Annotated in this window: 25 protein-coding genes and 1 pseudogene; 17 read left to right on the top strand and 9 right to left on the bottom strand. The window is 35.2% G+C overall.

Annotated elements, in window-relative coordinates:
- Positions 1-226: 226 nt before the first annotated feature.
- From D2K62_RS15905 to rsgA, 3 genes and pseudogenes are all read left to right on the top strand, one after another.
- On the top strand, positions 227-973 hold the full coding sequence (locus D2K62_RS15905; RefSeq protein ID WP_117161737.1) for a class I SAM-dependent methyltransferase: 747 nt from the start codon (positions 227-229) through the stop codon (positions 971-973).
- Positions 974-1,337: 364 nt separating this feature from the next.
- Positions 1,338-1,792, top strand: a pseudogene (locus D2K62_RS15900) (GNAT family N-acetyltransferase).
- A 167-nt stretch (positions 1,793-1,959) separates the two neighbouring features.
- A complete protein-coding gene (gene rsgA / locus D2K62_RS15895; RefSeq protein ID WP_117161736.1) occupies positions 1,960-3,003 on the top strand; it encodes a ribosome small subunit-dependent GTPase A in 1,044 nt (347 codons plus the stop codon).
- 173 nt (positions 3,004-3,176) lie between these two features.
- Here rsgA and D2K62_RS15890 read toward each other — a convergent pair whose 3' ends face one another.
- The 4 genes from D2K62_RS15890 to D2K62_RS15875 all read right to left on the bottom strand — a co-directional run bounded on the left by D2K62_RS15890 (position 3,177) and on the right by D2K62_RS15875 (position 5,054).
- Entirely contained in the window at positions 3,177-3,374 is a 198-nt protein-coding gene (locus D2K62_RS15890; RefSeq protein WP_117161735.1) for a hypothetical protein, read from the bottom strand.
- Positions 3,375-3,431: 57 nt separating this feature from the next.
- Positions 3,432-3,995 (bottom strand): hypothetical protein, encoded by a 564-nt coding sequence (locus D2K62_RS15885; RefSeq protein ID WP_117161734.1) that lies wholly within the window; start codon positions 3,993-3,995, stop codon positions 3,432-3,434.
- 307 nt (positions 3,996-4,302) lie between these two features.
- Complete coding sequence (locus D2K62_RS15880) at positions 4,303-4,749, bottom strand: hypothetical protein (RefSeq protein ID WP_117161733.1); 447 nt, start codon at positions 4,747-4,749, stop codon at positions 4,303-4,305.
- A 218-nt stretch (positions 4,750-4,967) separates the two neighbouring features.
- The gene (locus D2K62_RS15875) at positions 4,968-5,054 is read right to left on the bottom strand and encodes a YjcZ family sporulation protein (RefSeq protein ID WP_112180303.1); all 87 of its coding nucleotides are present in this window, start codon (positions 5,052-5,054) and stop codon (positions 4,968-4,970) included.
- A gap of 577 nt (positions 5,055-5,631) precedes the next feature.
- Between D2K62_RS15875 and D2K62_RS15870 the strand changes: the two genes are divergently transcribed.
- From D2K62_RS15870 to D2K62_RS15830, 10 genes are all read left to right on the top strand, one after another.
- Positions 5,632-5,982 carry a DUF2200 domain-containing protein gene (locus tag D2K62_RS15870; protein ID WP_117161732.1) on the top strand — a complete coding sequence of 117 codons (351 nt, stop codon included), beginning with the start codon at positions 5,632-5,634 and terminating at the stop codon, positions 5,980-5,982.
- A 209-nt stretch (positions 5,983-6,191) separates the two neighbouring features.
- Complete coding sequence (locus tag D2K62_RS15865; protein WP_112180305.1) at positions 6,192-6,518, top strand: PadR family transcriptional regulator; 327 nt, start codon at positions 6,192-6,194, stop codon at positions 6,516-6,518.
- Positions 6,519-6,532: 14 nt separating this feature from the next.
- Entirely contained in the window at positions 6,533-6,871 is a 339-nt protein-coding gene (locus tag D2K62_RS15860) for a DUF1048 domain-containing protein (protein WP_117161731.1), read from the top strand.
- A gap of 558 nt (positions 6,872-7,429) precedes the next feature.
- Complete coding sequence (locus tag D2K62_RS19210) at positions 7,430-7,693, top strand: NAD(P)-binding protein (protein ID WP_232828035.1); 264 nt, start codon at positions 7,430-7,432, stop codon at positions 7,691-7,693.
- The gene (locus D2K62_RS15855; RefSeq protein WP_232828034.1) at positions 7,681-8,532 is read left to right on the top strand and encodes an NAD(P)/FAD-dependent oxidoreductase; all 852 of its coding nucleotides are present in this window, start codon (positions 7,681-7,683) and stop codon (positions 8,530-8,532) included. The genes D2K62_RS19210 and D2K62_RS15855 overlap by 13 nt, the downstream gene beginning before the upstream one ends.
- Positions 8,532-9,515: a DUF3231 family protein gene (locus D2K62_RS15850; protein WP_117161730.1), complete on the top strand. Its 984-nt coding sequence runs from the start codon at positions 8,532-8,534 to the stop codon at positions 9,513-9,515. The genes D2K62_RS15855 and D2K62_RS15850 overlap by 1 nt, the downstream gene beginning before the upstream one ends.
- 377 nt (positions 9,516-9,892) lie before the next feature.
- On the top strand, positions 9,893-11,500 hold the full coding sequence (gene dcuS / locus D2K62_RS15845) for a DcuS/MalK family sensor histidine kinase (RefSeq protein ID WP_255421375.1): 1,608 nt from the start codon (positions 9,893-9,895) through the stop codon (positions 11,498-11,500).
- On the top strand, positions 11,490-12,215 hold the full coding sequence (locus D2K62_RS15840) for a response regulator (protein WP_117149106.1): 726 nt from the start codon (positions 11,490-11,492) through the stop codon (positions 12,213-12,215). The genes dcuS and D2K62_RS15840 overlap by 11 nt, the downstream gene beginning before the upstream one ends.
- Positions 12,216-12,435: 220 nt before the next feature.
- A complete protein-coding gene (locus tag D2K62_RS15835; RefSeq protein WP_117149107.1) occupies positions 12,436-13,647 on the top strand; it encodes an NAD(P)-dependent malic enzyme in 1,212 nt (403 codons plus the stop codon).
- On the top strand, positions 13,644-14,975 hold the full coding sequence (locus tag D2K62_RS15830; RefSeq protein ID WP_117161729.1) for a 2-hydroxycarboxylate transporter family protein: 1,332 nt from the start codon (positions 13,644-13,646) through the stop codon (positions 14,973-14,975). Before D2K62_RS15835 ends, D2K62_RS15830 begins: the two co-directional genes overlap by 4 nt.
- A 155-nt stretch (positions 14,976-15,130) precedes the next feature.
- Here the strand turns inward: D2K62_RS15830 and D2K62_RS15825 are convergent, their stop codons facing one another.
- Genes D2K62_RS15825 through D2K62_RS15810 form a run of 4 tightly spaced genes read right to left on the bottom strand, consistent with a single transcriptional unit; the run spans position 15,131 to position 17,625 of the window.
- Positions 15,131-15,784, bottom strand: coding sequence for a hypothetical protein (locus D2K62_RS15825; RefSeq protein WP_117149109.1), 654 nt, complete (start codon positions 15,782-15,784; stop codon positions 15,131-15,133).
- A gap of 22 nt (positions 15,785-15,806) precedes the next feature.
- Positions 15,807-16,712: a helix-turn-helix transcriptional regulator gene (locus tag D2K62_RS15820; RefSeq protein WP_117161728.1), complete on the bottom strand. Its 906-nt coding sequence runs from the start codon at positions 16,710-16,712 to the stop codon at positions 15,807-15,809.
- Between the two features lie 21 nt (positions 16,713-16,733).
- A complete protein-coding gene (locus D2K62_RS15815) occupies positions 16,734-17,048 on the bottom strand; it encodes a nucleoside triphosphate pyrophosphohydrolase family protein (protein ID WP_112180312.1) in 315 nt (104 codons plus the stop codon).
- Positions 17,038-17,625 carry a DNA-3-methyladenine glycosylase I gene (locus D2K62_RS15810; protein ID WP_112180313.1) on the bottom strand — a complete coding sequence of 196 codons (588 nt, stop codon included), beginning with the start codon at positions 17,623-17,625 and terminating at the stop codon, positions 17,038-17,040. The genes D2K62_RS15815 and D2K62_RS15810 overlap by 11 nt, the downstream gene beginning before the upstream one ends.
- 503 nt (positions 17,626-18,128) lie before the next feature.
- Between D2K62_RS15810 and D2K62_RS15805 the strand changes: the two genes are divergently transcribed.
- The 3 genes from D2K62_RS15805 (at position 18,129) to D2K62_RS15795 (ending at position 20,143) form a co-directional block, all read left to right on the top strand.
- Positions 18,129-18,761: a DUF3990 domain-containing protein gene (locus tag D2K62_RS15805; protein WP_112180314.1), complete on the top strand. Its 633-nt coding sequence runs from the start codon at positions 18,129-18,131 to the stop codon at positions 18,759-18,761.
- Between the two features lie 36 nt (positions 18,762-18,797).
- A complete protein-coding gene (locus D2K62_RS15800; RefSeq protein ID WP_117149110.1) occupies positions 18,798-19,076 on the top strand; it encodes a hypothetical protein in 279 nt (92 codons plus the stop codon).
- A gap of 311 nt (positions 19,077-19,387) precedes the next feature.
- The gene (locus D2K62_RS15795) at positions 19,388-20,143 is read left to right on the top strand and encodes an AAA family ATPase (RefSeq protein ID WP_117149111.1); all 756 of its coding nucleotides are present in this window, start codon (positions 19,388-19,390) and stop codon (positions 20,141-20,143) included.
- A 48-nt stretch (positions 20,144-20,191) separates the two neighbouring features.
- Here the strand turns inward: D2K62_RS15795 and D2K62_RS15790 are convergent, their stop codons facing one another.
- Positions 20,192-20,323, bottom strand: coding sequence for a DUF4023 domain-containing protein (locus D2K62_RS15790; RefSeq protein ID WP_112180317.1), 132 nt, complete (start codon positions 20,321-20,323; stop codon positions 20,192-20,194).
- A 308-nt stretch (positions 20,324-20,631) separates the two neighbouring features.
- Between D2K62_RS15790 and D2K62_RS15785 the strand changes: the two genes are divergently transcribed.
- On the top strand, positions 20,632-21,999 hold the full coding sequence (locus tag D2K62_RS15785; protein WP_117161727.1) for a hypothetical protein: 1,368 nt from the start codon (positions 20,632-20,634) through the stop codon (positions 21,997-21,999).
- The last annotated feature ends 87 nt before the right edge of the window (positions 22,000-22,086 follow it).

Genomic DNA, 22,086 nt, shown 5'->3' with positions numbered 1-22,086 from the left:
TAATAATCTTAATATTTCAAATGAGGTGACGGAATGTCTAACCATATTGTTCGAAGTAATTAGTTTTCGGGCTGGAAAAAACGCGTACCAGCCAGAAAGGGTGAAGTTTGCCATTTTTTCGAAAACTATAACTTTGAACAGTGGCGGTAGTCATTATGCAAACTAAACCCCAAGACACTGAACACTGTGTCTTGGGGTTTTTACACTTGAAAGGTGGATATAAATTATGATTGAATTTGACTATAAAAGCTTTTATGACAAAGTTGGAAAAACAAACGGCTGGGATTTCAGTAAATTACAGGTTAGATCAGAAGTAGTATCATGGGATTTCAATGAAGAAGTAAAGAAAAAATCATCAAATGTAGACATACTTTTAGACATTGGAACAGGTGGAGGAGAAAACGTATTAACTATTGCTGCTTCGTTCCTTTTCTTAGTCGGTATAGATTCATCTTATGGAATGATTGAAACAGCTCAAACTAATTTTAAAAAAGCTGGTATATTAAATGCTCGATTTTCTCAAATGTCTTCTGACAAATTAAAATTTCCTGCTGGATTTTTTGATGTTGTCACTTGCCGTCACGCACCATTTAGTTCAATGGAGGTTAATAAAGTACTGAAAAAGGGCGGATACTTTTTAACTCAACAAGTCGGTGAGGGAGATAAAATAAATATAAAAAGAGCATTTAATCGAGGGAAATTAGTTGAAGAGAATGGGACATTATTAGCAAGGTATGTGCGAGAATTAAAAGAATCTGGTTTTTCTGAAATTCAATACTTCGAAAATGATGCTATTGAATACTACCAAAGACCCGAAGACCTCATATTCTTACTAAAACATACACCAACCATTCCTAATTTTGGTGAAAAAAGTACTGATTTTGAAATATTGAATGATTTCATAGAAAACCATAGAACTGAAAAAGGAATTCGAACAAATTCTAAAAGGTTTCTCATAATAGCAAAGAAGTGAGAATGATAGTTTAATCTAAAAAAAGTATTTGGAATGAGTCAGTTATCAGATACTATATAAATAAAGTGAATTGTTAGGTTGTGAAATATAATAATCGAAGTAACGGATGAAATTTTAAAAAGATGCTGTCATTGTTAAACGAATGAGCAGAAGAATACAGGGAGAAAGGAAAATATAATAAACATTGTGAAAAAATGGTATAATTAAAAAATCTAAAAACTAAGTGAGATATTTTTAGGGAATAGTTTTTAAAGGAGGCGTTCATTATGACAAACAATAGAATCTCTATTATTAATGACTATAAGGGGTTAACGACTAATTAAAAATTGTTTAGCGTTTCCCCGAATTTTGAAAGGGGAAAATTATGAGTACAGAAAATGTGAAAATTGTAGAATTAAATGCAGAAAACTGGTACGACTGTTGTGAATTAGAGGTATCAACAGAACAAGAAGAATATATGGAGCCTAATGCTATATCAATAGTTCAATCAAAGTTTGAGCCTACACTAAAGCCATATGCAATTTATGTTGAAGATAAAATAGTTGGATTTTTGATGTACAATTCTGTTCAAGAAGAACTTGATGGTTATTGGGTATATAGAATAATGGTAGATAAAGAATTCCAAGGAAAAGGTATAGGTAAAACTGCAACTAAGTTAATGATTTCAGAAATGGCTAAATTACCTAATGCAAAAAAATTGTTGTAGGTTATCATCCTGACAATTTGGGAGCACATAATTTATACTCGAGTTTGGGTTTTATTGATAAAGGGCATAGGTTCGGTAAGGAAATGGCAGTTATAAAAATTATAACCGAGTAATAGGTCGATAGAATAATTAATAAGAAGGGACCATTCTTTGGTTCTTTTACTTTAAGGAGCGTGATGTTTTATGAAAAATATCTTAACAAAAAACACCTCATACATTATCAAATGGAGGAGTTCGTTTTAAACGTTAAGGACCCTCCAAAATATAAGGAGGAAATTTCTTGTATCAACTTCAGAAGTTAGGGTTCGGATCATTTTTTAGTAATCAAATAAGAAACATCGATTATTCAATTGGAAGAGTAGCAACAAGCTCGAATGGAATTCTCAAGGTACTTTCACCTGAAGGAGAATTTTATTGCCATTTGTCAGGAAAGGTGTACCACCATTCTTCAACTTCAAGAGATCTTCCGTGCGTTGGAGATTGGGTTTTATTTACCCCTTTAATTGAAGAATACAAGGGTGTAATTAACCAGGTCTTGAAAAGAAAAAGTTTAATATCCCGTCACGCTGCTGGAGATGTTAATGAAGAACAGTTAATAGCAGCTAACGTTGATTTCGTTTTTTTAGTAAATGCATTAAACAACTTAAATATCAGATTGATGGAGCGATACTTAGTACAGGTTTATGAAAGTGGAGCATCTCCTATTATTATACTGACCAAAAAAGATTTAAGTGAAGACGTTGATGCTAAAATAAAATCTGTTAAAGACATTGCTTTTGGTTCACCTGTTATTGCCATTGATACACATAATGATGAGCTTGAATTTATTAAGGCTTTTTCTAAAGAGGGAATTACAATATCTTTATTAGGTTCATCTGGAGTAGGGAAATCTACGATAATTAATAGGTTATTAGGTAAAGATGTGCAAAAAACTCAAAGTGTGAGAGAAACGGATTCTAAAGGTAGACATACAACTACTCATCGAGAGTTATTTCTTATACTAGATGGTGGAATCATTATTGATACTCCAGGAATGCGTGAACTTCAACTTTGGTCAGGGGAAGAATCTACAAGTGAAGTTTTTCAAGATATTCTGGATTTAGGCAATGAATGTAAATTTCGTGATTGCAAGCACGATAAAGAGCCAGGATGTGCTATTAAAGAAGCTCTCGATACCGAATTAATTTCTGATGAACGATTTAAAAGCTATATGAAAATACAAAATGAACTCAAATTTTTAGACTTAAAAAGCAAATATGGTACACACATAGGAACTCGAATTCATATGAAAAATCTTCGTAAAAAAAATAGGGACTATTGTTAAAGAAGAATATTGCCCCTATGTTATTAAACTAAAAAAAGCGTTAGTTCAACAAAAAAAGTTTTGAAGAGCCAGTATACACATTATTTTATTCATTAAAATGTATACTGGCTCTTTGTTTTTAAAAGTCAGAACTTTGATTTACAGATATCTTTAAAGTAGAGTTTGCATTTCTATTATCTCAATTTGGGATTTCTTTCTCTACTCTTTTTAATAATAAAAAGAATAATAAAAAGAAAAAGTGTTGAAATAAAAACTGCATGAATAGATGAATCAACACCATTGCCAAATAATAATAAACCTATATAAAACAATAATGCTAAACAATAAACTACAACCGCTATAGCGACAATCACTTTTTCGGTCCCCTTCATATTTATCTCCTTCCATTTATAAATCACTTTACGATGTTAGCATAAATGCAATACTGCTTAATTACTAAGTACCTGTTGTAATCCACCATCCTCTAGTATTTCAAAATAGCTTATCACTTTTTGATCGTTCACACGCGCTCGCCCGCTTACCACGGCTTCTTCATTCTCACCATAGGAAACACTAAGAGTGAAATTGTATAGTCCATCTTCATTATCACTTTTTTCCAACCTTATGTCGTCGGCTCGCAAAGTGTGATTAGAATAATATGCTGGCACCTGATACATAAAGGCGTATGTTGTGAGATATTCTTGATAGATATCTTCTGTAAAATAAGCACCAAAGTTCTCTTCAAGATAGACATTTAAATCTGTACTTTCTTCAGGCACCACTTCATTAGTGCCATCTAAGATCGTTGCATTTTCAGGAGATTCGATTAAACGAATTAACTCCTCATCAGCTGTGGAAAATTGTTCATTCAAGACATGTTCGATCACTTCCTCTTTGCCACGATCATCAACAAAAAACCATTGCTTACCTCCAAGAAAAACGATTAATCCCACTAATAAAATAAAGACGATACCAATAATCAAGTAATGTTTTGGTTTATTCGTACTATCCATTAGATCAGCACTTCCCGAGGTGGTTTAGAAGCAATTCTATGTGCACGTTATTAATTGAATTTTTTGATTTTAAGAAAGTTAGAATTTATTACTGATCCCGGAAGGTTCCCTGCTTCCTTTAGATTTTTTCGTATTATACTAGGACTTCTATAATGAAGCGTTAAAATCCTTCTTATTTTATGAAACTGAAAATTAAGAGGTGGAAAAATAGACTAGTAACTCTACTTATTGGCACTAAATAAAATAGACTTAGAATTAGCTCTAAGCCTAAGGACGTTTCCGCCACTATCATTTTTATTCTTCTTTTTTAAATACAAGTGAATGATTGAATTTGTCGTAAGCTTGTTCCAAAATATACCCATCTAAAACCATTCCAGCGGTATCCAGAAACAGAATTTCGACCTAAGAAGATTGGATAAAACCAAAATTCTTGAAAACCTCGCATCCATACATACGTAAATCTGAATAAACACCTTCTAATACTCCCTGGATCAACAGCAAACGCTTGAGCTTGCTGAGTTTGGGCGGGAACATAGGATGGTGGTGGTGAAGAAGGAGGGCCAGTTTCTGGTCCTTGACCTTGACCAGATGGTGCAAATGGCGGTGGTGAACCTGGAAAACCTGGTGAGGGTTGCATCGTGCCACCTGCCCATGGGAAACTAGGAATAAGTTGTCTTTCATCTAAATTTCCATAAGAATAAACGTCCTGGCAATCACTTTTCCAATATTGTTGTTGTTCATCATTCGAATACAAAATATCACTCCTTAACTTTTATCCATACCATCCTATTCATTAGGCATTCGTTTATAAACTTGGACTACTTTAAATGTGTGAATACCTATGTGAAATTGGAAAAAGATAGTTGAAAAATTTGTGTAGAGGAGAAACCATGCTAAAAACTGAAGAGCAGATAATATGCCCTTCAGTAAGGAAATGAAAAATACATTGCTAGGTTATGGTGGTGTTATGGTTTAGGAGTAGAAAGATGCACCAACAATAATCAAAAGAATAAATAATACAACAATCAAAACAAAACTTTCATTACTTTGACATCCCATAAGAATTCACCTCCTTTAAACAATACATAGTATTATTTTTTTAAAAACTTGATTGGACATTAAAGGATTCTGGGGATGGTTTTCTTATTCCTACAGACTTTTCCGCACTATAACAGTTTTTAGAAAGAAGAGTTGAATGCTTATACAAAACTCCAGAGTACGGTAATTTTTATTGGGGAATTTTTGGGGATAATGAGTTTGATGATCGAAAAAAAAGACCTCAAAATAGAGGTCTGACTAAAATAGTATATTTACTGAAATTAATCCAATGATACAAACGCCATACATAGACCAGGCAAAAATTTTATTGTTTTTAGGTACTTCCTTAGTTTTAAATACGTTGATAAACTTGTATGTCAAAAATAGAAATGCCAAAATAGAAACGATTAAGAGTTCATTCATTACCGATTTCCGCCTTTACAAATTAATTATTAATATATATATGATAACAAAAAATTGAAAAGTATCAATATACTGGATTAAAATGAAGCGGAGAACCGTCCCCTGTTTCCATTAGATGTTGTCCGCCTATTTTTCATGATAAAATAAAGAAAATCAAAAACTTAGGATGTGTATCATGACCAAGCATATGATTTATACAATGAGCTTCGCAAGTGTCTATCCCCATTATGTTAAGAAGGCTGAGAAGAAAGGTCGTACAAAAACAGAAGTCGATGAAATTATCTGTTGGTTGACAGGCTATAGCCAGGACGAATTAGATGCGCAACTTGAGAAACAGACAGACTTTGAGACCTTCTTTGCGGAAGCACCCAAACTAAATCCTTTCCGGGCTTTGATCAAAGGAGTGATCTGTGGTATCCGAGTGGAAGACATCGAAGAACCGACTATGCAAGAAATTCGTTATTTGGATAAAATGATTGATGAATTAGCAAAAGGAAAAGCGATGGAGAAAATTTTGCGGAAATAGTATTTATTTTAATGAAATCTTTATCAAAAATGAGCCCTGTTGGCTCATTTTTTTATGGGAACAGATTTAGAGCTTGATTAAAGAAGCAAAGAACCGTCACCTGCTTCCTCTTGACAACTCACGCTATTCTGTATTACTATATACTAGTAGCTAGTATTACTTATTACCGTTGTTATAAAATATAGTGAAATATAAATGAGGCGATAATTTTGGAATATATCACAGAAATGTTGAAAGGGGTTCTTGAGGGGTGTGTGCTTGAAATCATCAGTCGTGGCGAAACTTACGGTTATGAAATTACGCAACAGCTACGAGAACTTGGCTTCACTGATGTGGTTGAAGGTACAGTTTATACGATTACCATGCGGCTTGAAAAAAACGAACTGGTAGAAATCGAGAAAAAAGCCTCCACTAAGGGACCACCAAGAAAATTTTATACACTAAATAAAGCAGGACAAGAACAGCTTGAAACTTTTTGGAGAAAGTGGGAATTTGTTTCAAATAAAATTAACGAACTCAAAACTAAAATAAAGTAAAAAGGAGAATGAATATGCGTATTTTTGAAAAAATTGTTGGTAGTATGAATGATAAGCGGGAATGGAAAGAGATGGAGGCACGTGCGAAGGCACTTCCAAGTGAATACCATAACGCTTACAAAGCGATCCAAAAATATATGTGGACAGCTGGTGGACTTACCGAATGGAATGACATTAGTCGTATCTTTAACGGCATTTTAGACATGTTTGAGGAAGGTGCAGCAGAAGGTAAGAAAGTCACTGACCTTACGGGTGAAGATGTGGCTGCTTTCTGTGATGAACTAGTGAAGGACTCGGAAACATGGAAGGACAAATATAGTGCTAAGTTAAACAATACGATTGCTCGTGACTAAAGTAAGATAGAAATAGTATATTCTATTTGTGTATTACATTTATAGTTAATATTTTTTAATGCACTTTTTCAGCGGGAGGATTATATGTACAAATATTTAAGCTTTATTATGCTAATAACGGTATTCCTTCTATTATTATTAGCCTTCAATAAAATAACCTTAGGTCTGTTTTTTGTTATTTTAGTCCCATTAGGCATAGCCATGTTAATTAAAGGGATTATAGAAATCAAAAAAATCATAAAACAATATACGAATTAATAGTAGTTGTGGTAACTGATTGATTTGATGGTATGCATAGTCTCGTTTCATAAGGTAAAATTATGTTTGTGGAATATCTAGTAAGTAATTTTAAATAAAGATACCTGCCACTTTAAATGGACAATTGTCTCTTTGGAGTGTCGGGTATCTTTTTTTGTTATTTAAAAATGGCTTATGAGTATATTTCAGCTTAACTTCTAACTAGAAAATAACTTCCAATTAGTTGTGAATGATAGCGTATGTATTAATTTTCACGGGGAACGCTCTTACTATAGAAAAATTTAGGAGGTGTGGTCCGAAATGGATATTGCTATCATGGGGGCTGGCCTCTCCGGTTTGGCCTGTGCTATTACGCTTGAAAAAAATGGTGTTACGCCAACGATATATGAAAAACGGAGTAAAGTAGGGGATCGTTTTGTTAACGGAGAGGCGCTGCTGTCTATTTTCACAAGACCAGTTCATGATTGTGTTGAATCATTTTCAGAAAAATATGGGGTTTATCTTAAACCGACTTCGAACATCCAGAAGATAGAGTTTTTTCAAAGAATGAAATGGCAATTATAGAAGGTCAGTTAGGTTTCACGAATATTCGTGGTAGGGAACAAGATTCATTTGAAAAACAGCTAGAAGAACAAACGAAATCATCAATTCACTTTAATTCAGATGAAACATATGAACAATTGATTCGTAAACATTCACATGTGGTGATGGCAACTGGAGACGGTGCTTATGCAAAGAAGACACGAAATTTTAGAGAAGACTTAACTGTTTCGATAAAAGGGGTGACAGTTGAAGGGACGTTTGACCGTTATACTGTCTTGACTTGGATTGATTATGACTTAGCACCTTTTGGGTACTGCTATCTTATTCCATTTTCAGAGAAAGAAGCAAATATCTCAATAGCTATCCCAGACTTACCTGAAAATGAAGCTGTAAACATCAACAATCTATGGAGCGTTTTTTACGAAAAAGTCCGTTCTCAGTTAAAACAGGAATTACCAATAACCGATCAGTTCCAAATTACTGGTTACCCAATAGGAATTTGCAAGTCAGGACGGATAGGAAATACATTTCACGTTGGAAATTGCTTTGGAACCACGATGCCCTTTATGGGATATGGACAGTATGCATCTATATTAAGTGGAATTTATGCAGCTTATGATTTGTGCGGTTTAGGGAAGTATGAGGAACTAATGAAACCACTTCGTCAGAGCTATCAAGATTCAATTGTTTTAAGAAGGTCGATGGAGCAATTATCAAATAAGGGATTGGATCTAATTATTCACTCACTCCAAGGCTACTGGGGAGAAAAGTTGTTCCATACGAAGCGCATTAGCCCACTGAAAGTTGCAAGCTATTTACTTCGCCCCTATATAAAAATGAAAAAAGAAGGGACCAGATAATGAGAAGCCCAAAAGAAATGCACCTTACCTCTGCTGAACTTGGTTATCTATGGACAGGTTATTCTATTAATGAAATGTCAAAGTGGTATTTAACCGTATTTCGTGAGCAAGCAGAGGATGAAGAAATAAAGGATTTATATACACATGCGCTAGAGAGTGCAAATGAAATCCTTGTCGAACGGAAAAAATTACTTAATAACGACGGGTATCCGAACGCAATTGGCTTTTCCGAAACGGATATTGATAAAAGCTCAGCTAAATTGTTTTCTGATCGTTTTTTACTGCACTATTTGCATAATGGTACTCGTCTAGGTCTTGAATTTCACTCCAAATCATTAGCTTCAGCAACAAGAGTAGATATTCGCACATATCATAGAAATTGTGTGCTATCTACTCTGCAACTACATGAGCGAGTAGTAGATATGCTTCTCAACAAAGGGGTGTATTGGAGAACGCCGACATTACCTGCCCCGTCGACTCCTGAGTATATTCAAAAACCTGATTATTTAAATGGGTGGCAGGGAGATAAACGCCCAATTAATAGCATGGAGCTTGCTAACCTTTATCAAATCATGGACCTCCTCATGATCATCGAAACAATGTGTAGAGGTTTTAGCCAAACTTCTGATTCTGACGAAATACTTGATTTGTTTCAAAAAGGGATTAAAGTAGCAAAAAAACAATATCATGTACTGGGTGAATTGTTAGAGAAAGATGATTTACCAATAGCCCCTAGTCTAGCAGCAGAAATAACAGACTCAAAGAAAAGAGTATTATCAGACCGAATCATGGTTACACATGTAGCTGGTTTACTTGGTTCTTTATTGTCCCAATATGGCTTTTCTCTCGGTGCTGCAATGAAACATGATTTAGTTTCAACGTATTCAGCACAAACTGTTAAAGCTGGTGCCTTTTCTGAAAAAGTCACCCGATTTCTGATCGAAAAAGAATGGTTGGAAAAGGTACCAGGAGCAAAATCCTGAGACCTTAAAAAGTCGTCATTTCACAAAGAATGCACTACGATGATATAGCAGTAAAAGCTAAAGCTATTATGAGTTTCGTGAAGATGTCAGAATACGTGATATAGAGAATTTTTAAACATACTGACATAAATAGTAAAGAAAATATTTAATGCTTTTTTTAATTACAAAAGGCATTAAATATTTTTAAAATCTGCTATAAGTAAAACATAGCCACTATTAATGAGAGTATGTTAAACACTTTAAATTCATATGTTAGCGCTTTATTTTTGTGCTGTCATTCTTTTCATTCAATAAGTACAAAAACTTACATTAGAAACAATTGGTTCAGGTAAATCAAAGTTTGATATAATTTTTTTATTAGGATAGGAGGTGGTTTTGTGAAACGAAAATTTAAATTAAGTACCATTATTACATTGTTTGGGTGCATGGTTGTTTTAATTTCCTTACTAGTTACTGACATCCTTATCACTACTACAACAAGTGATCGAATTAGATCCAATCAAGAAGAAAAGGCACAGATTGTATCTAGGACAGTTGCTGAATCAACGATTGTAAAAGAAAGTCTAATAAAGAAAGAAAATACGACAGCTGTGCAAGCATATACGAATGAAGTACAATCAATAACTGAAATGATGTTTATTGTTGTGATCGACATAAATGGGATTCGCTATTCACATCCTAATCCCGAAAGAATTGGAGAACCCTTTGTCGGTGGGGATGAAAAAGCTGTTCTCAAAGGAGAAGAGTATGTATCGATATCTGAAGGTACTCTTGGTGATTCTCTTAGAGCTTTTACACCGATATATGACAACAGTGGAAACCAAATTGGTGCTATTGTTGTGGGAATCTCATTAGACATCGTTGACTTTGCGTTACATCAAAACCATCGTAATATTATAAGAGGAAGTCTACTTGGAATAATTGTTGGCATTATAGGAGCATTATTACTTGCTACGTACATAAAACGAATGCTATTTGGACTTGAACCCTATCAAATTTCGAAGCTCCTGGAAGAAAGAAGTACGATGTTACAGTGCGTTCATGAGGGTATCTTGGCAGTCGATGAATATCAAAAAATTACATTGGTCAACAAATCAGCACGCCGTTTGTTTGAAAAAGCTGGTTTACATGATGATCCGATTGGAATGAAAATAACAGATTACTTACCTAATACTAAACTAGGACATGTTATGGAAACGGGGAAATCAGAGCTTGATGAGGAACATGTATTAAATGGAATAGCCATTTTAACAAATCGTGAACCATTAATAGTAAACAATAAGGTTGTCGGTGTAATTGTTACGTTTAGAGATAAAACCAGATTGAATGAGTTGGCAAGACAATTAACTGGTGTAAGAACCTACGTTGAGGCGCTACGTGCACAATCACATGAATTTATGAATCGACTCCATGTTATTCTTGGTATGGTTCAAATGGAAGCTTATGATGAATTAGTCGTGTTTATACGCAAGATTGTTGATCTTAGAAATCAGGATACGGAATTAATTACTAAAAGTATCAAAGATCCTGTATTGGCAGGTTTTCTAATGGGGAAAATGAGCTATGCGAGAGAAAGAAACGTCCTATTTACAATCTCACGAGATACAAGTATCAAGCATGAGCTACGTGTGGAAACTAGTCAAGAAATCATAACAATTATTGGTAACCTGATCGATAATGCGATTGAAGCACTAGCTTCAAGTGAAATTAAAGAACTATCAGTAGAATTGAAAGAGCAAAATGGTAAATTTAAAATAACCATTTCTGACTCCGGACCAGGGATAACGGAAGAAAATAAAAAGAAAATTTTTGAAAAAGGTTTTTCTACAAAAGGAGATAACAGAGGGTTTGGGCTTTATCTCATGAAACAAAGTATCGAAAGACTAAATGGTTACTATAAAATTAATACAAGTGAAAAAGGTACCACTTTTGAAGTGGAAATAGACGCTGATTTAATGAAAGATGGGGTGGAAAATGACAATTAAGGTGTTAATTGTAGAAGACGATCCAATGGTAGCAGAGTTTAATAAGCGTTATCTGGATAAAATTAAAGGATTTAGTTTAGTAGAAATTGCACGTTCAGTCGAAGAAGCGACACTGCTAATCGAGGAGAAAGCAAACGAGATACAACTGATTCTATTAGACATCTATATGCCAGGGCAAAACGGGCTTGAAATGTTATCAACAATACGAGAAAAGGGTTTGCCGATAGATGTCATCCTAATTACTGCTGCAACCGATACCGATAATATTCAAACCGCCTTACACTATGGTGCGGTTGATTATTTGATTAAGCCCTTTGAATTTGATCGTTTTAAAAAAGCACTCCTGCTATACAAAGAAAAATTCGACTTATTCCATAGACAAGAGAATTTAAATCAAACGGAACTTGATCAAAGACTATTAAACTATAGACAAGAGAAAATACATGAACAGAAGGCATTACCAAAAGGATTAACAAGAAGCACATTGTTAATTATTATCCCAATGATCAAAAAAATGCAATCTTTTTCGACAGATGAAATTGCTGATTCAACAGGAATCTCGAGAGTTTCCGTGCGCAAGTACCTTGTGTTTTTAGTGGAAATTGATGTATTAGAAGAAACACTTACTTATGGAATTGGGAGGCCAGTTTACACGTACGCTTATAAAGGCAATAGTGAACAATTAGCAATCTATTTAAATGACGCAAACAAATGATGTTTGCGTCATTTGTTTGTGATTAAGGCATTTGTGTGACTTCTTCTATTATCCTCTAGTAGTGAAATACCTTCTGTTGTATTGTTATATAATAAATTAGTTTGCTTTTTTTAGTTGCAAAAAGGATTTATTAATTTTATAAACTTTAAAGTATGTAAATGTAGAGATACTATATAACTAGTAACTGTGTAAGCGATTACAAATCAAGGAGGGGCAAAATATGAATAAACAAAATTTACGAGAAGAAGCAATCAAACTTCATCGCAAAAACTTAGGTAAATTAGAAATTACAAGTAAAGTAAACATAGATAATGAAAGTGATTTAAGTCTAGTATATACGCCTGGTGTTGGAGATGTTTGTAAGGCCATAATTGATCGACCAGAAGAAGTTGATGAATTAACAGCTAGAGGAAATATGGTAGCGATTGTCACAGACGGCACTGCTGTTCTTGGACTCGGGGACATTGGTCCAAAAGCAGCAATCCCAGTTATGGAAGGGAAAAGTATTCTATTCAAAAAATTCGCCAATATCGATGCCGTTCCACTTAGCTTAGATACACAAAATGTAGATGAAATTGTAAACATTGTTAAAGCACTACAACCAAGTTTTAGCGGGATTAATTTAGAAGATATTTCAGCACCGCGATGCTTTGAAATAGAAGAGCGCTTAATAAAAGAATTAGATATTCCAGTTTTTCATGATGATCAACATGGAACAGCTATCGTCGTTTTGGCAGCATTATATAATGGCTTAAGGGTTGTTAAGAAAGAACATAAAGTGGATAAAGTAAAGGTTGTAATCAATGGTGCTGGTGCAGCAGGTATTTCAATTGCCAAGCTTTTAATACATTCTGGTTTTAAAGATATCACCTTAGTGAGTCTAGAAGGTGTTGTCTGTAAAGGGGAAAAGTGGCTAAACTCTGCACAATCTAAAATTGCAGAACACACGAATCTAACCGGTATCACTGGAACATTAGATGATGCAATAGTAGATGCAGATGTATTCATTGGTGTCTCAGCCCCAGGGGTTATGAAAGCAGAGCATGTTCAAGCAATGGAAAAAGATGCGATTGTACTAGCAATGGCGAACCCGATTCCGGAAATTTATCCAGAGGAAGCATTAGCAGCTGGGGCAGCTGTAGTCGGTACTGGTAGATCGGATTATCCAAATCAAGTAAATAATCTACTCGCATTTCCAGGAATCTTTCGAGGTGCACTAGATGCTAAAGCAAAAGATATTACGGTGAACATGAAAGTAGCAGCTGCAATGGCAATTGCCGAAGTTATTACCGATGAAGAATTAAGTCCAACTTATATTATTCCGAATGCACTCGATGAACGAGTTGCTAGATTAGTAGCAACAGCCGTAAAGAAAACGGCTATTCAAGAAAAAGAAGACGTTTTGAAAGAAGATGAGGAGGGACTTTCATGACAGAACTAGCAAGAAATCTATCAAAAGAAGGTACAGATAAAAATAATAATAACAAAAAGCAATCACTTGGCGAAAATAAAATGACAATATTTCATATCCCAATTATGTGGTTTGCCCTCTTTGCGGCAGTTACGTTAGTAGGTATGTATACAGGTAACCTTCCAGGAGGGATGATTGGGAGTTTACTTGTAATGATTATACTTGGTGAGTTATTTGGCTGGATAGGTGACCGTTTACCAATTGTAAAAACCTACCTCGGAGGAGGTGCTATCGTAGCTATTTTTGGTTCCGCTTACATGGTGTATGCTGGATTTTTACCGGAAACAATCACAACATCAGTAACGGACTTTATGAAAACTGGCGGATTTCTTAATTTTTATATTGCAGCATTAATCACTGGTAGTATTTTAGGAATGAACTCAAAAATATTGATTAAAGTTGGACTACGTTATTTTCTACCGATTGGAGGAGCTGTAATAGGGGCAATGGCACTTACTGGATTGATCGGTTCAATGGTCGGCTTTACACTTCAAGAAGCGGTACTAGTCATTGCAATGCCAATTATGGGCGGTGGAATGGGTGCTGGTGCAGTTCCTATGAGTCAGGTCTATTCAGAGTTACTTGGAAATGAGCCCAGCTACTACATTTCAGTACTAGTTCCAGCGTTAGCACTGGGAAATGTATTCGCAATTGTATTAGCTAGTTTATTGGATAAAGTCGGTAAAATGTATCCTTCACTAACAGGTAATGGACAATTGGTTAAAGGATTCGAATATGAAAAGCCACAATTTAATTACGACATTCAGAAAATGGGTGCAGGTTTATTAGCAGCACTAACATTCTTTACGATTGGAACATTGTTAAGCAGTTTTATTCCAATCCATGCTTATGCAATTATGATTATACTTGTAGCAGCTTCAAAGATTACCAATATCATCCCTATCCAGGTTGTAGAAGGTGCTAGTCAATGGTACCAGTTCGTTGCGAAAAATTGGACCTTTGCATTACTATTTGGTATTGGTGTTGCTTATACCGATTTAGGTACAGTGTTAGAGGCATTAACGTTACAGTATGTGTTAACTGTGTTAAGCGTTATTCTGGGTGCAACTATTGGAGCAGCATTATTAGGGAAACTTGTTGGTTTTTATCCAATTGAAGCAGCAATTACTGCTGGACTTTGTATGGCAAATATGGGAGGCACAGGCGACGTAGCCGTTCTTTCTGCAGCAAAACGTATGGAACTTATGCCATTTGCACAAATTTCTTCTCGTTTAGGTGGCGCATTGATTTTATTACTAGCTGGCCTACTCATTCCGTTATTTATTTAACGATAGTAATTGAATAATATCAATCTCATTTTTCTTATAATTTAAAGCTAACTGGTGAGGGGGAAATACCTTGTCGGTTAGCTTTTTAATTTTTAAGTTACCCCCACGTCAATTCGCTTTGAAGTTGCTGAAATGCTTGTGATAGAAAGCAATATCTAAATCACAGGATCACGCAAGATCGTGCGCAGCGTGTCTTGGGGTGTATCACGAGTGAACGGATCTATATGAATTTCGTGATGCGGTCCATTTTTACTTACTCCATGATAATCAGCTACTGCTCCAAGTTGTTCGAGTGTTTCAAGTTCGTTGGCAAATGGTCCGTGGTGCATTACTTGAATCACCATTTGTTTTGGAAGCGTAAAAAGCTCTAGTACTTCATTGGTGGTGTCAGCTGTACTCGCAGCAGATCGACGTGCAAGTGTGATGTCATTCATTGTAGTTTGATCGTTAATCTTCGCCATAATTCGATAATGTAAAGAGGAAATCGGATTAATACTGTAAAAATTCGCAATATCAACTTTTGGTGCGTCTTCTGGGTACCAGTAGAGTATTTCGATGATAGGCAAAGTATCTGAAACGTGTTCCGTATATGTTAGTGTACTTACCAGATCAGAAATAAACGATTTCTTGCGATAAAACGCAGGAGTTCCAGGTGCTCCTGATCCTAATATTGAAATATAGTTGGTCTCTGGAGTCAGCCCGATTTCTGGGAAGTCAGCAGCATGAAAGTGATCTACGTCTGGAATGTTCTCCAAGGTAGTTTTTTTTGTGCTATTACTGTTTTCTTTACTTTGGTTATGTTCGTTCATTTATTAAACCCTCCCATATAAATTATTCAAGATTTTGCTTCATTTCATCAAGTTTTGCCATTAATCTTTCACGTAAAAAAGGAGGATGGACATCTTTAAGTAGTGTACCAAAGGATAAAAGATAACTATCTAACCATGTATCAACAGGGAAATTTACTGCAACGGTGTATGAGCCGTCTTCGTTATGCGTAATCATCTGTTCGTTAAACTCATCATAGACCCGATACGCGCCTTGTGCGGAAATTCGAAGCGTTATCGGTATGGCAGATTCCCCAATTTGATTTTCTGCATTTTTTATCGCTTCTGTTGTTGGTCTCAAGATGAATGTTTGCTCTGAAACAGACACTTGATCCATGCGACTTATCTTAAAAATACGATATTCCTTTCGCCACAAACAATATCCAGAAAGATACCACGCATTTTGTTTGAATAATAATTGAAGCGGCTCTACATCACGTATACTTTGCTCACCGTATGAATTAAAATAACGAAATTGAATGACAAACTGTTGGATAATCGCATCTCTTAATAGAATAAATAGCTGTTTCTTCTTTTCGCCACTTCCCCATGGAGAAAAGTCAACGTCAATCCATTTTGCTGTAGGCTTTTTAAACAGCCTAGCTACTTTCTTTAAGATAAGATCTGTATTTGGAAAATCCGTGACGGTTAACGTTTGCAGGCCAACTAATATGTCTTCTTGTTCATCACTCGTTAACATCGAAGCATTGAAGGAATACCCCTCTAAAAGTGAAATCCCACCGCCTCTTCCTTTATTCGCATAGATAGGGATTCCTGCACCACTTAACACATCCACATCTCGATAGATCGTTCGTGTTGAAACTTCAAACTGCTCGGCCAATTCCTTTGCAGTAACCACTTTTTTCTCCAATAAGATATAGATGATTTCAAAATGCCTACTAATGGTCATGTGAAATCCTCCTGCTTCGATTTATAAGAATTGTTCTTCTTTTTTCTTTAAAAATTTCTCCATTGCTTGTTCACTATCAATGCCCATTCGCTCTGCCAAAACCATCAGCCACCAAATGGACTCCGCGATCTTATGCTCTAAATCTGCTTCTGGATTAGTCCCAGTTGGCCATCTTTCCTGTTGCGCCATTGCTAATCTCCCAACAAGTGCCGCATCGGTAAGGAATGCAAGTGCATCTTCCTCTACGGACCATTCTGAGCCATGATGTTTTTCCTCAAGTTTGTGATACGCCTTTCTAATTTGTAACGAACGATTCGATGCATTGTTAAATTCCATTTTCTATTATCTTCCTTTCTTTGTTTAACGTGTGGTAAGGACAGCTTGTTACATGATCATCCACCATGCCAATAGCTTGCATAAAGGAGTACATCGTAACAGGACCAATAAATTTAAATCCTCTTTTCTTTAAGTCTTTACTAATCTGAATTGATAATGCTGTTTGTGCAGGGATTTGTCCTTCTATATCCCAATGATTGATCAGTGGCTTAAAATCGACATACTGCCATAAAAAGGTTGAAAAGCTTCCAAACTCCTTTTGTATGTTTAAGACCGCTTGTGCGTTACTTCTCACGGATTTGAGCTTAGCAGCATGTTTAATGACAGTATAGTGCTCTCGTACATGCGTCAAATCATTATCCGTCAGTGTCGAACAATAACTAATATCAAAGTTATTAAAAGCTTTTTGATAAGCTTCTCGCTTCGCTAGTACGATACTCCAAGACAAACCAGCCTGTGCACCTTCTAATGATAGCATTTCAAAAATATATTGGTCGGATGTGGTCGGCACACACCATTCTACGTCATGGTACATTTGCATAATTGGATTATTTCCAGGCCAGGAACATGTCCCCATTTCCATTACCTCCTTTTCAATCTATAACAACTATACCATTATAAATAAGACAAGGGTCTGTCATATTAAAAAATTAAGAAAGCAGGTGACGGTTCTCTGCTTCCAACAGACTTAAATTGTTAATGCAATTATGAAGCATCAAAAAATTGTGATATCTTAAGCTTTCTAAATAGAAAATCTGATCATTATAAAGGAAAGTGGCATACGACAACCAATTCGATAAATTCGAATTCAATCATTAATCGAATCGGCAAATACGAATGAATTCTAATTCCATTCGAACCCATCCTAAAAAAGGATGGGGGGGCTTAGGTTTCTAATTGTGTACTCAATAACATACTACTTAGAATATAAATTGTTTTAGTCCAATTACCTATTTTATGAGTGATATTTTAAAATCCAATTAAGAATAAGTAGTGAAAACGTTGGTTAGTTAGTGTATAATTAACAATTATTTACTAATAGTTTGGATTCAGAAAATAGATGAATTTAGGTGCGAAGGAATGAATTTTAATTACCCAGTAAACGAAACTAAATTTCAAATACCAAGAAGGATAATTCATGGGACAACTACAAAAGGAATTTTAGATATTAATAAGCATGGAATAAGATCAAGAGGTTTTAATATATTTGGTAAGCAGAACCTAGCAATTTCTTTAGATTTTGGTGAAGGTTTTTATTGTTCATATGATAATCGTGTTTGCAGAAGACAAGTTCAAGCAAGAGCAAAGACAAAAGCTGACGGGTTCAAGTTGCCAAATATACGTCCAGTAGTAATCGAGATTCATGTAAACCCAAAGATAAATCAAGATACCTCGTTAAAGTGTGTTTATTTTGATGGCAATATTAATAAAGATGGAATAGAATGGGCTGAATTCATTGCATTCCATAGAGTTATGAAGGATAAGAAAAATTGTATAACTTCACCTTGTCATAATCATCCGGATATAATTATTGGACCAGTTGCCGATGGAAACGCAATAACAAGTTATGCTAACGATGTACATACTGGGATATTACCAATTAAGGATTTCTATAGCGAGGTTACCAAATCAAATTGGTTTCCGGATTATCGGCAAATTGTTTTTGGGGAAAAATCGATAAAATATCTAAAACCAGTTTTAAAGTTTAGGTGAAGGGTATATAATTAGCAAAGGGTGGTGTAAAAACTTATGGATAAACATTCAAAAGATGAAATACTTAAAATGTTAAAGTTAATTGAATCAAGCGCAGTAGAAATCTATAGGCAATTAGATTTTGAAAAAAATGAAAATGTAAACACTAAAGCTAAGTCATTGATAAAGAAGTATGAAAGTAATATTGAAATAATATTAAATAAACCACAAGGTGGAGCTTTAGCGCCCGAGGAAATTGCAGAAATGATAATAGTCCAAGATTACTATAAAAATGGAACTTACGAAGAAGCTGCTACGGCGGAACATGCATATTAAAAGAACCTATTTTAACTACTTTTAAAATAGGTTCTTTTAATACAATCAATCCAAAAACATTTTTATATCCCCAGTTAATAAACTACGAATACTATCACCATCAAAAAAACCAATTAACATCTCTTCTGTTAATTCTGTATGCTGATTACTGTTAAATACAAGCAGGATTAGATTTGTCTCATTTTACTTGTCCCGTTTAATTTAATTGGAAATTCATGTTAAACTGGATTTAAAATGAAGCTAAGGGTCTTAAATATGAAATGCCTTGTTGGATTTTTAGCTATTGGCTTATTAAAAGGTGTGGAGATAATATGAAGTTAAATCAGGATACACAATATATTAGGGAGGTTTCTCTCAAAAAAGAATTAATTCCTTCCTATCAAGAATTCCCATTTAACATCCCAGTAATCGAGAACTTTAGTGAGTTAAAGCTTCATCCAAATGTTACGTATATAGTTGGAGAAAACGGCATGGGGAAGTCTACGTTACTAGAGGGCATTGCGATTGCATTGGGTTTCAACCCAGAAGGTGGAACGCTAAACTTTAACTTTTCCAGTTATAATTCGCACTCGAATTTAGATCAATATCTCCGAATAGTTAAGGGAATTAATAAAGCAAAAGATCATTTTTTCTTTAGAGCTGAAACCTTTTATAATGTTGCAACCAATATAGAGGATTTAGATAATGAACCCTCCTCTGGTGCAAGTGTCATTGATTCCTTTGGAGGAAAGTCATTGCATGAACAATCCCATGGAGAGTCTTTTTTCGCAGCATTTACGGAACGGTTTCAGGGCAATGGTCTCTATATATTAGATGAACCAGAGGCGGCTTTATCCCCATTAAGACAATTGTCTATGTTATCTAGAATCAATGAGTTATGTAATCAAGGCTCTCAATTTGTTATCTCTACCCATTCTCCTATCATTATGGCGTATCCAAATGCTTTGATCATTCAATTGAATGAAGAAGGAATGACTGAAGTTAGTTTGGAAGATACATTTCATTATACTATTATGAAACAATTTTTTGAGGATAAAGATCGACTACTTCATCATTTGTTTCAATAATGGAGCAAAAAGGGTGATTCGATGTTAAATCAAATCACCCTTTTACTTTTAGCTATTACTATCGTTGTGCTTCTTACTAGGTAGTTTATTGCTTGGACGACCATTGCCTTGACGCTTCTTATTTTGTTCTGCTTTCTTTTTGTTTCTATTAAATTCTTCTACAAATTCATGTGTATCCAAAGAAACACCTCCTTCTCGACTCAAGTTTAAGTTAACCTTCCCTAACAATATTCATACATACTCCCAGATGGAATTCGGAGGTTTAGCGTATCATTTTGATGGATGAAAACCAGTTCCAGCGTATCCTTACATATCATGGAATGTTCCTCCCGTTTAAATCCTAGTATAAAAGTAAATAGAAACCCCAATTTAAGGGTTGTGTAGATTAAAATGTGGGGTTTCCTACTGCGACAGTAAACCTGTGCCCATGTCCCACTGGTTGTGGTAAACTGAAAAAAACAGCTTTGTTTTGGAAGGGGTATGACAGGATGAACCTACATAAAAAGGTCTCGACGCTTTCGAAAGAGGACTTGGTTGAATTAGTTATGGATTTAGTCAAGGGTGATGAAAATGTGAAGCAAAAAGTGGAATATAAGCTACTCACCCCTAATGATGAAGTGAAGGCTAGTAAACAATTAATTCGAAAGTATATTAATGCGTATAAAAGGCAGGGGTTCATCTCTCGGGGGAATGTATATGCTGCACTAAAAGGAGCCGAGCTTGTGCTTCAAAAAGGTAGGGAGAAGCTTGTCAGTGGAGAAGAAGAGACAGCTGTCCACTTGGGAATTGCCATACTTTCAATAGTTGTTGAGATGCTTCAATTTGCGGATGATTCCAATGGAGAAGTTGGTTATATAATTAATGAAAGTACCACTCTTATTAGGGATGGCTCTTCTTTGGTGCTTCTATCTAGCGATCATCACAAACAGGATAGTATCTTTCAGCTAATTTTGAAGGAAGCAATGCATAAGCGCTATGATGACTGGAGTGATTTCCGTCATGAGCTGTTAGATGTGTGTACGGTTTATTCTGCCAGGTCCTCTGCTAGACAAATGCTGGAGAAAACGTTGGATAAGCTTTTAACACAAGCTTCAACGACCTCTTCTTGGTCGTCGAGTTATGATCAAACAATACTGAAAGAGCTTCAGTTTAAAATTCTGGAACGTAATGGGGAATTGGAAGAGGCGAATCAGTTTATCAATCAAAATTTGGAATTTGAAAACTTTAGGGAAATGGCCATTGAGAAAGCAATCGAAAAGGCGGATTTTTCGTTTGCTGTAAAACTGTGTGAAGATGGAGAAAACAACGATATTAAATATCTTGGCCTCGTGAAAAAATGGAAGCAATATCGTTTACAAGTCTATGAAGCACAAGATGAAGTTGAAAAACAAAAGGAAATCCTCCTGGAGTTTGTTTATGATAATGAATACGATGCATATGGTAGGTTGAAAGATTTATATCCTACTGAAAAATGGAAAACTGTAGTAGAAGAGATATTCGATGTGTTGGAGAACAAATCAGACCATCTACCATATGTCTATGAATACATGGCAAAAGCAGAGAACCGAGGAGATAAGCTGCTTAAATACTGTAAGGAATCACCAATGACAATTACAGAACTCTATCCGTATTTAACGAATGATTATCCGGATGAACTTAATCAACTATTCACAGAATATATTAGGCGCGAAGCAGAGCGAGCAACAGACAGAAAAATGTATCGAAACGTTTGTAGGAAATTGAAAATATACCAAAAAGCGTGCGGAGAGTCAATATTCCAAGAATTGGTCAACGAACTAAAGCAAACCTATGAGCGCAAACCCGCATTTGTCAACGAACTAGATAAAATCAAATAGGGACAGACTTGGCCCATCGAAAACATTTGTTGTTCCCACAAGACAAAGAAAGCTTCAAAGAGTTCGCATCACACGAAGAAAATCGAT

Origin of the sequence: Paraliobacillus sp. X-1268, from assembly GCF_003426095.1 — a bacterium.
GTDB classification, from domain to species: domain Bacteria; phylum Bacillota; class Bacilli; order Bacillales; family Amphibacillaceae; genus Paraliobacillus_A; species Paraliobacillus_A zengyii.
This window is presented reverse-complemented; position numbering and strand designations above follow the sequence as displayed.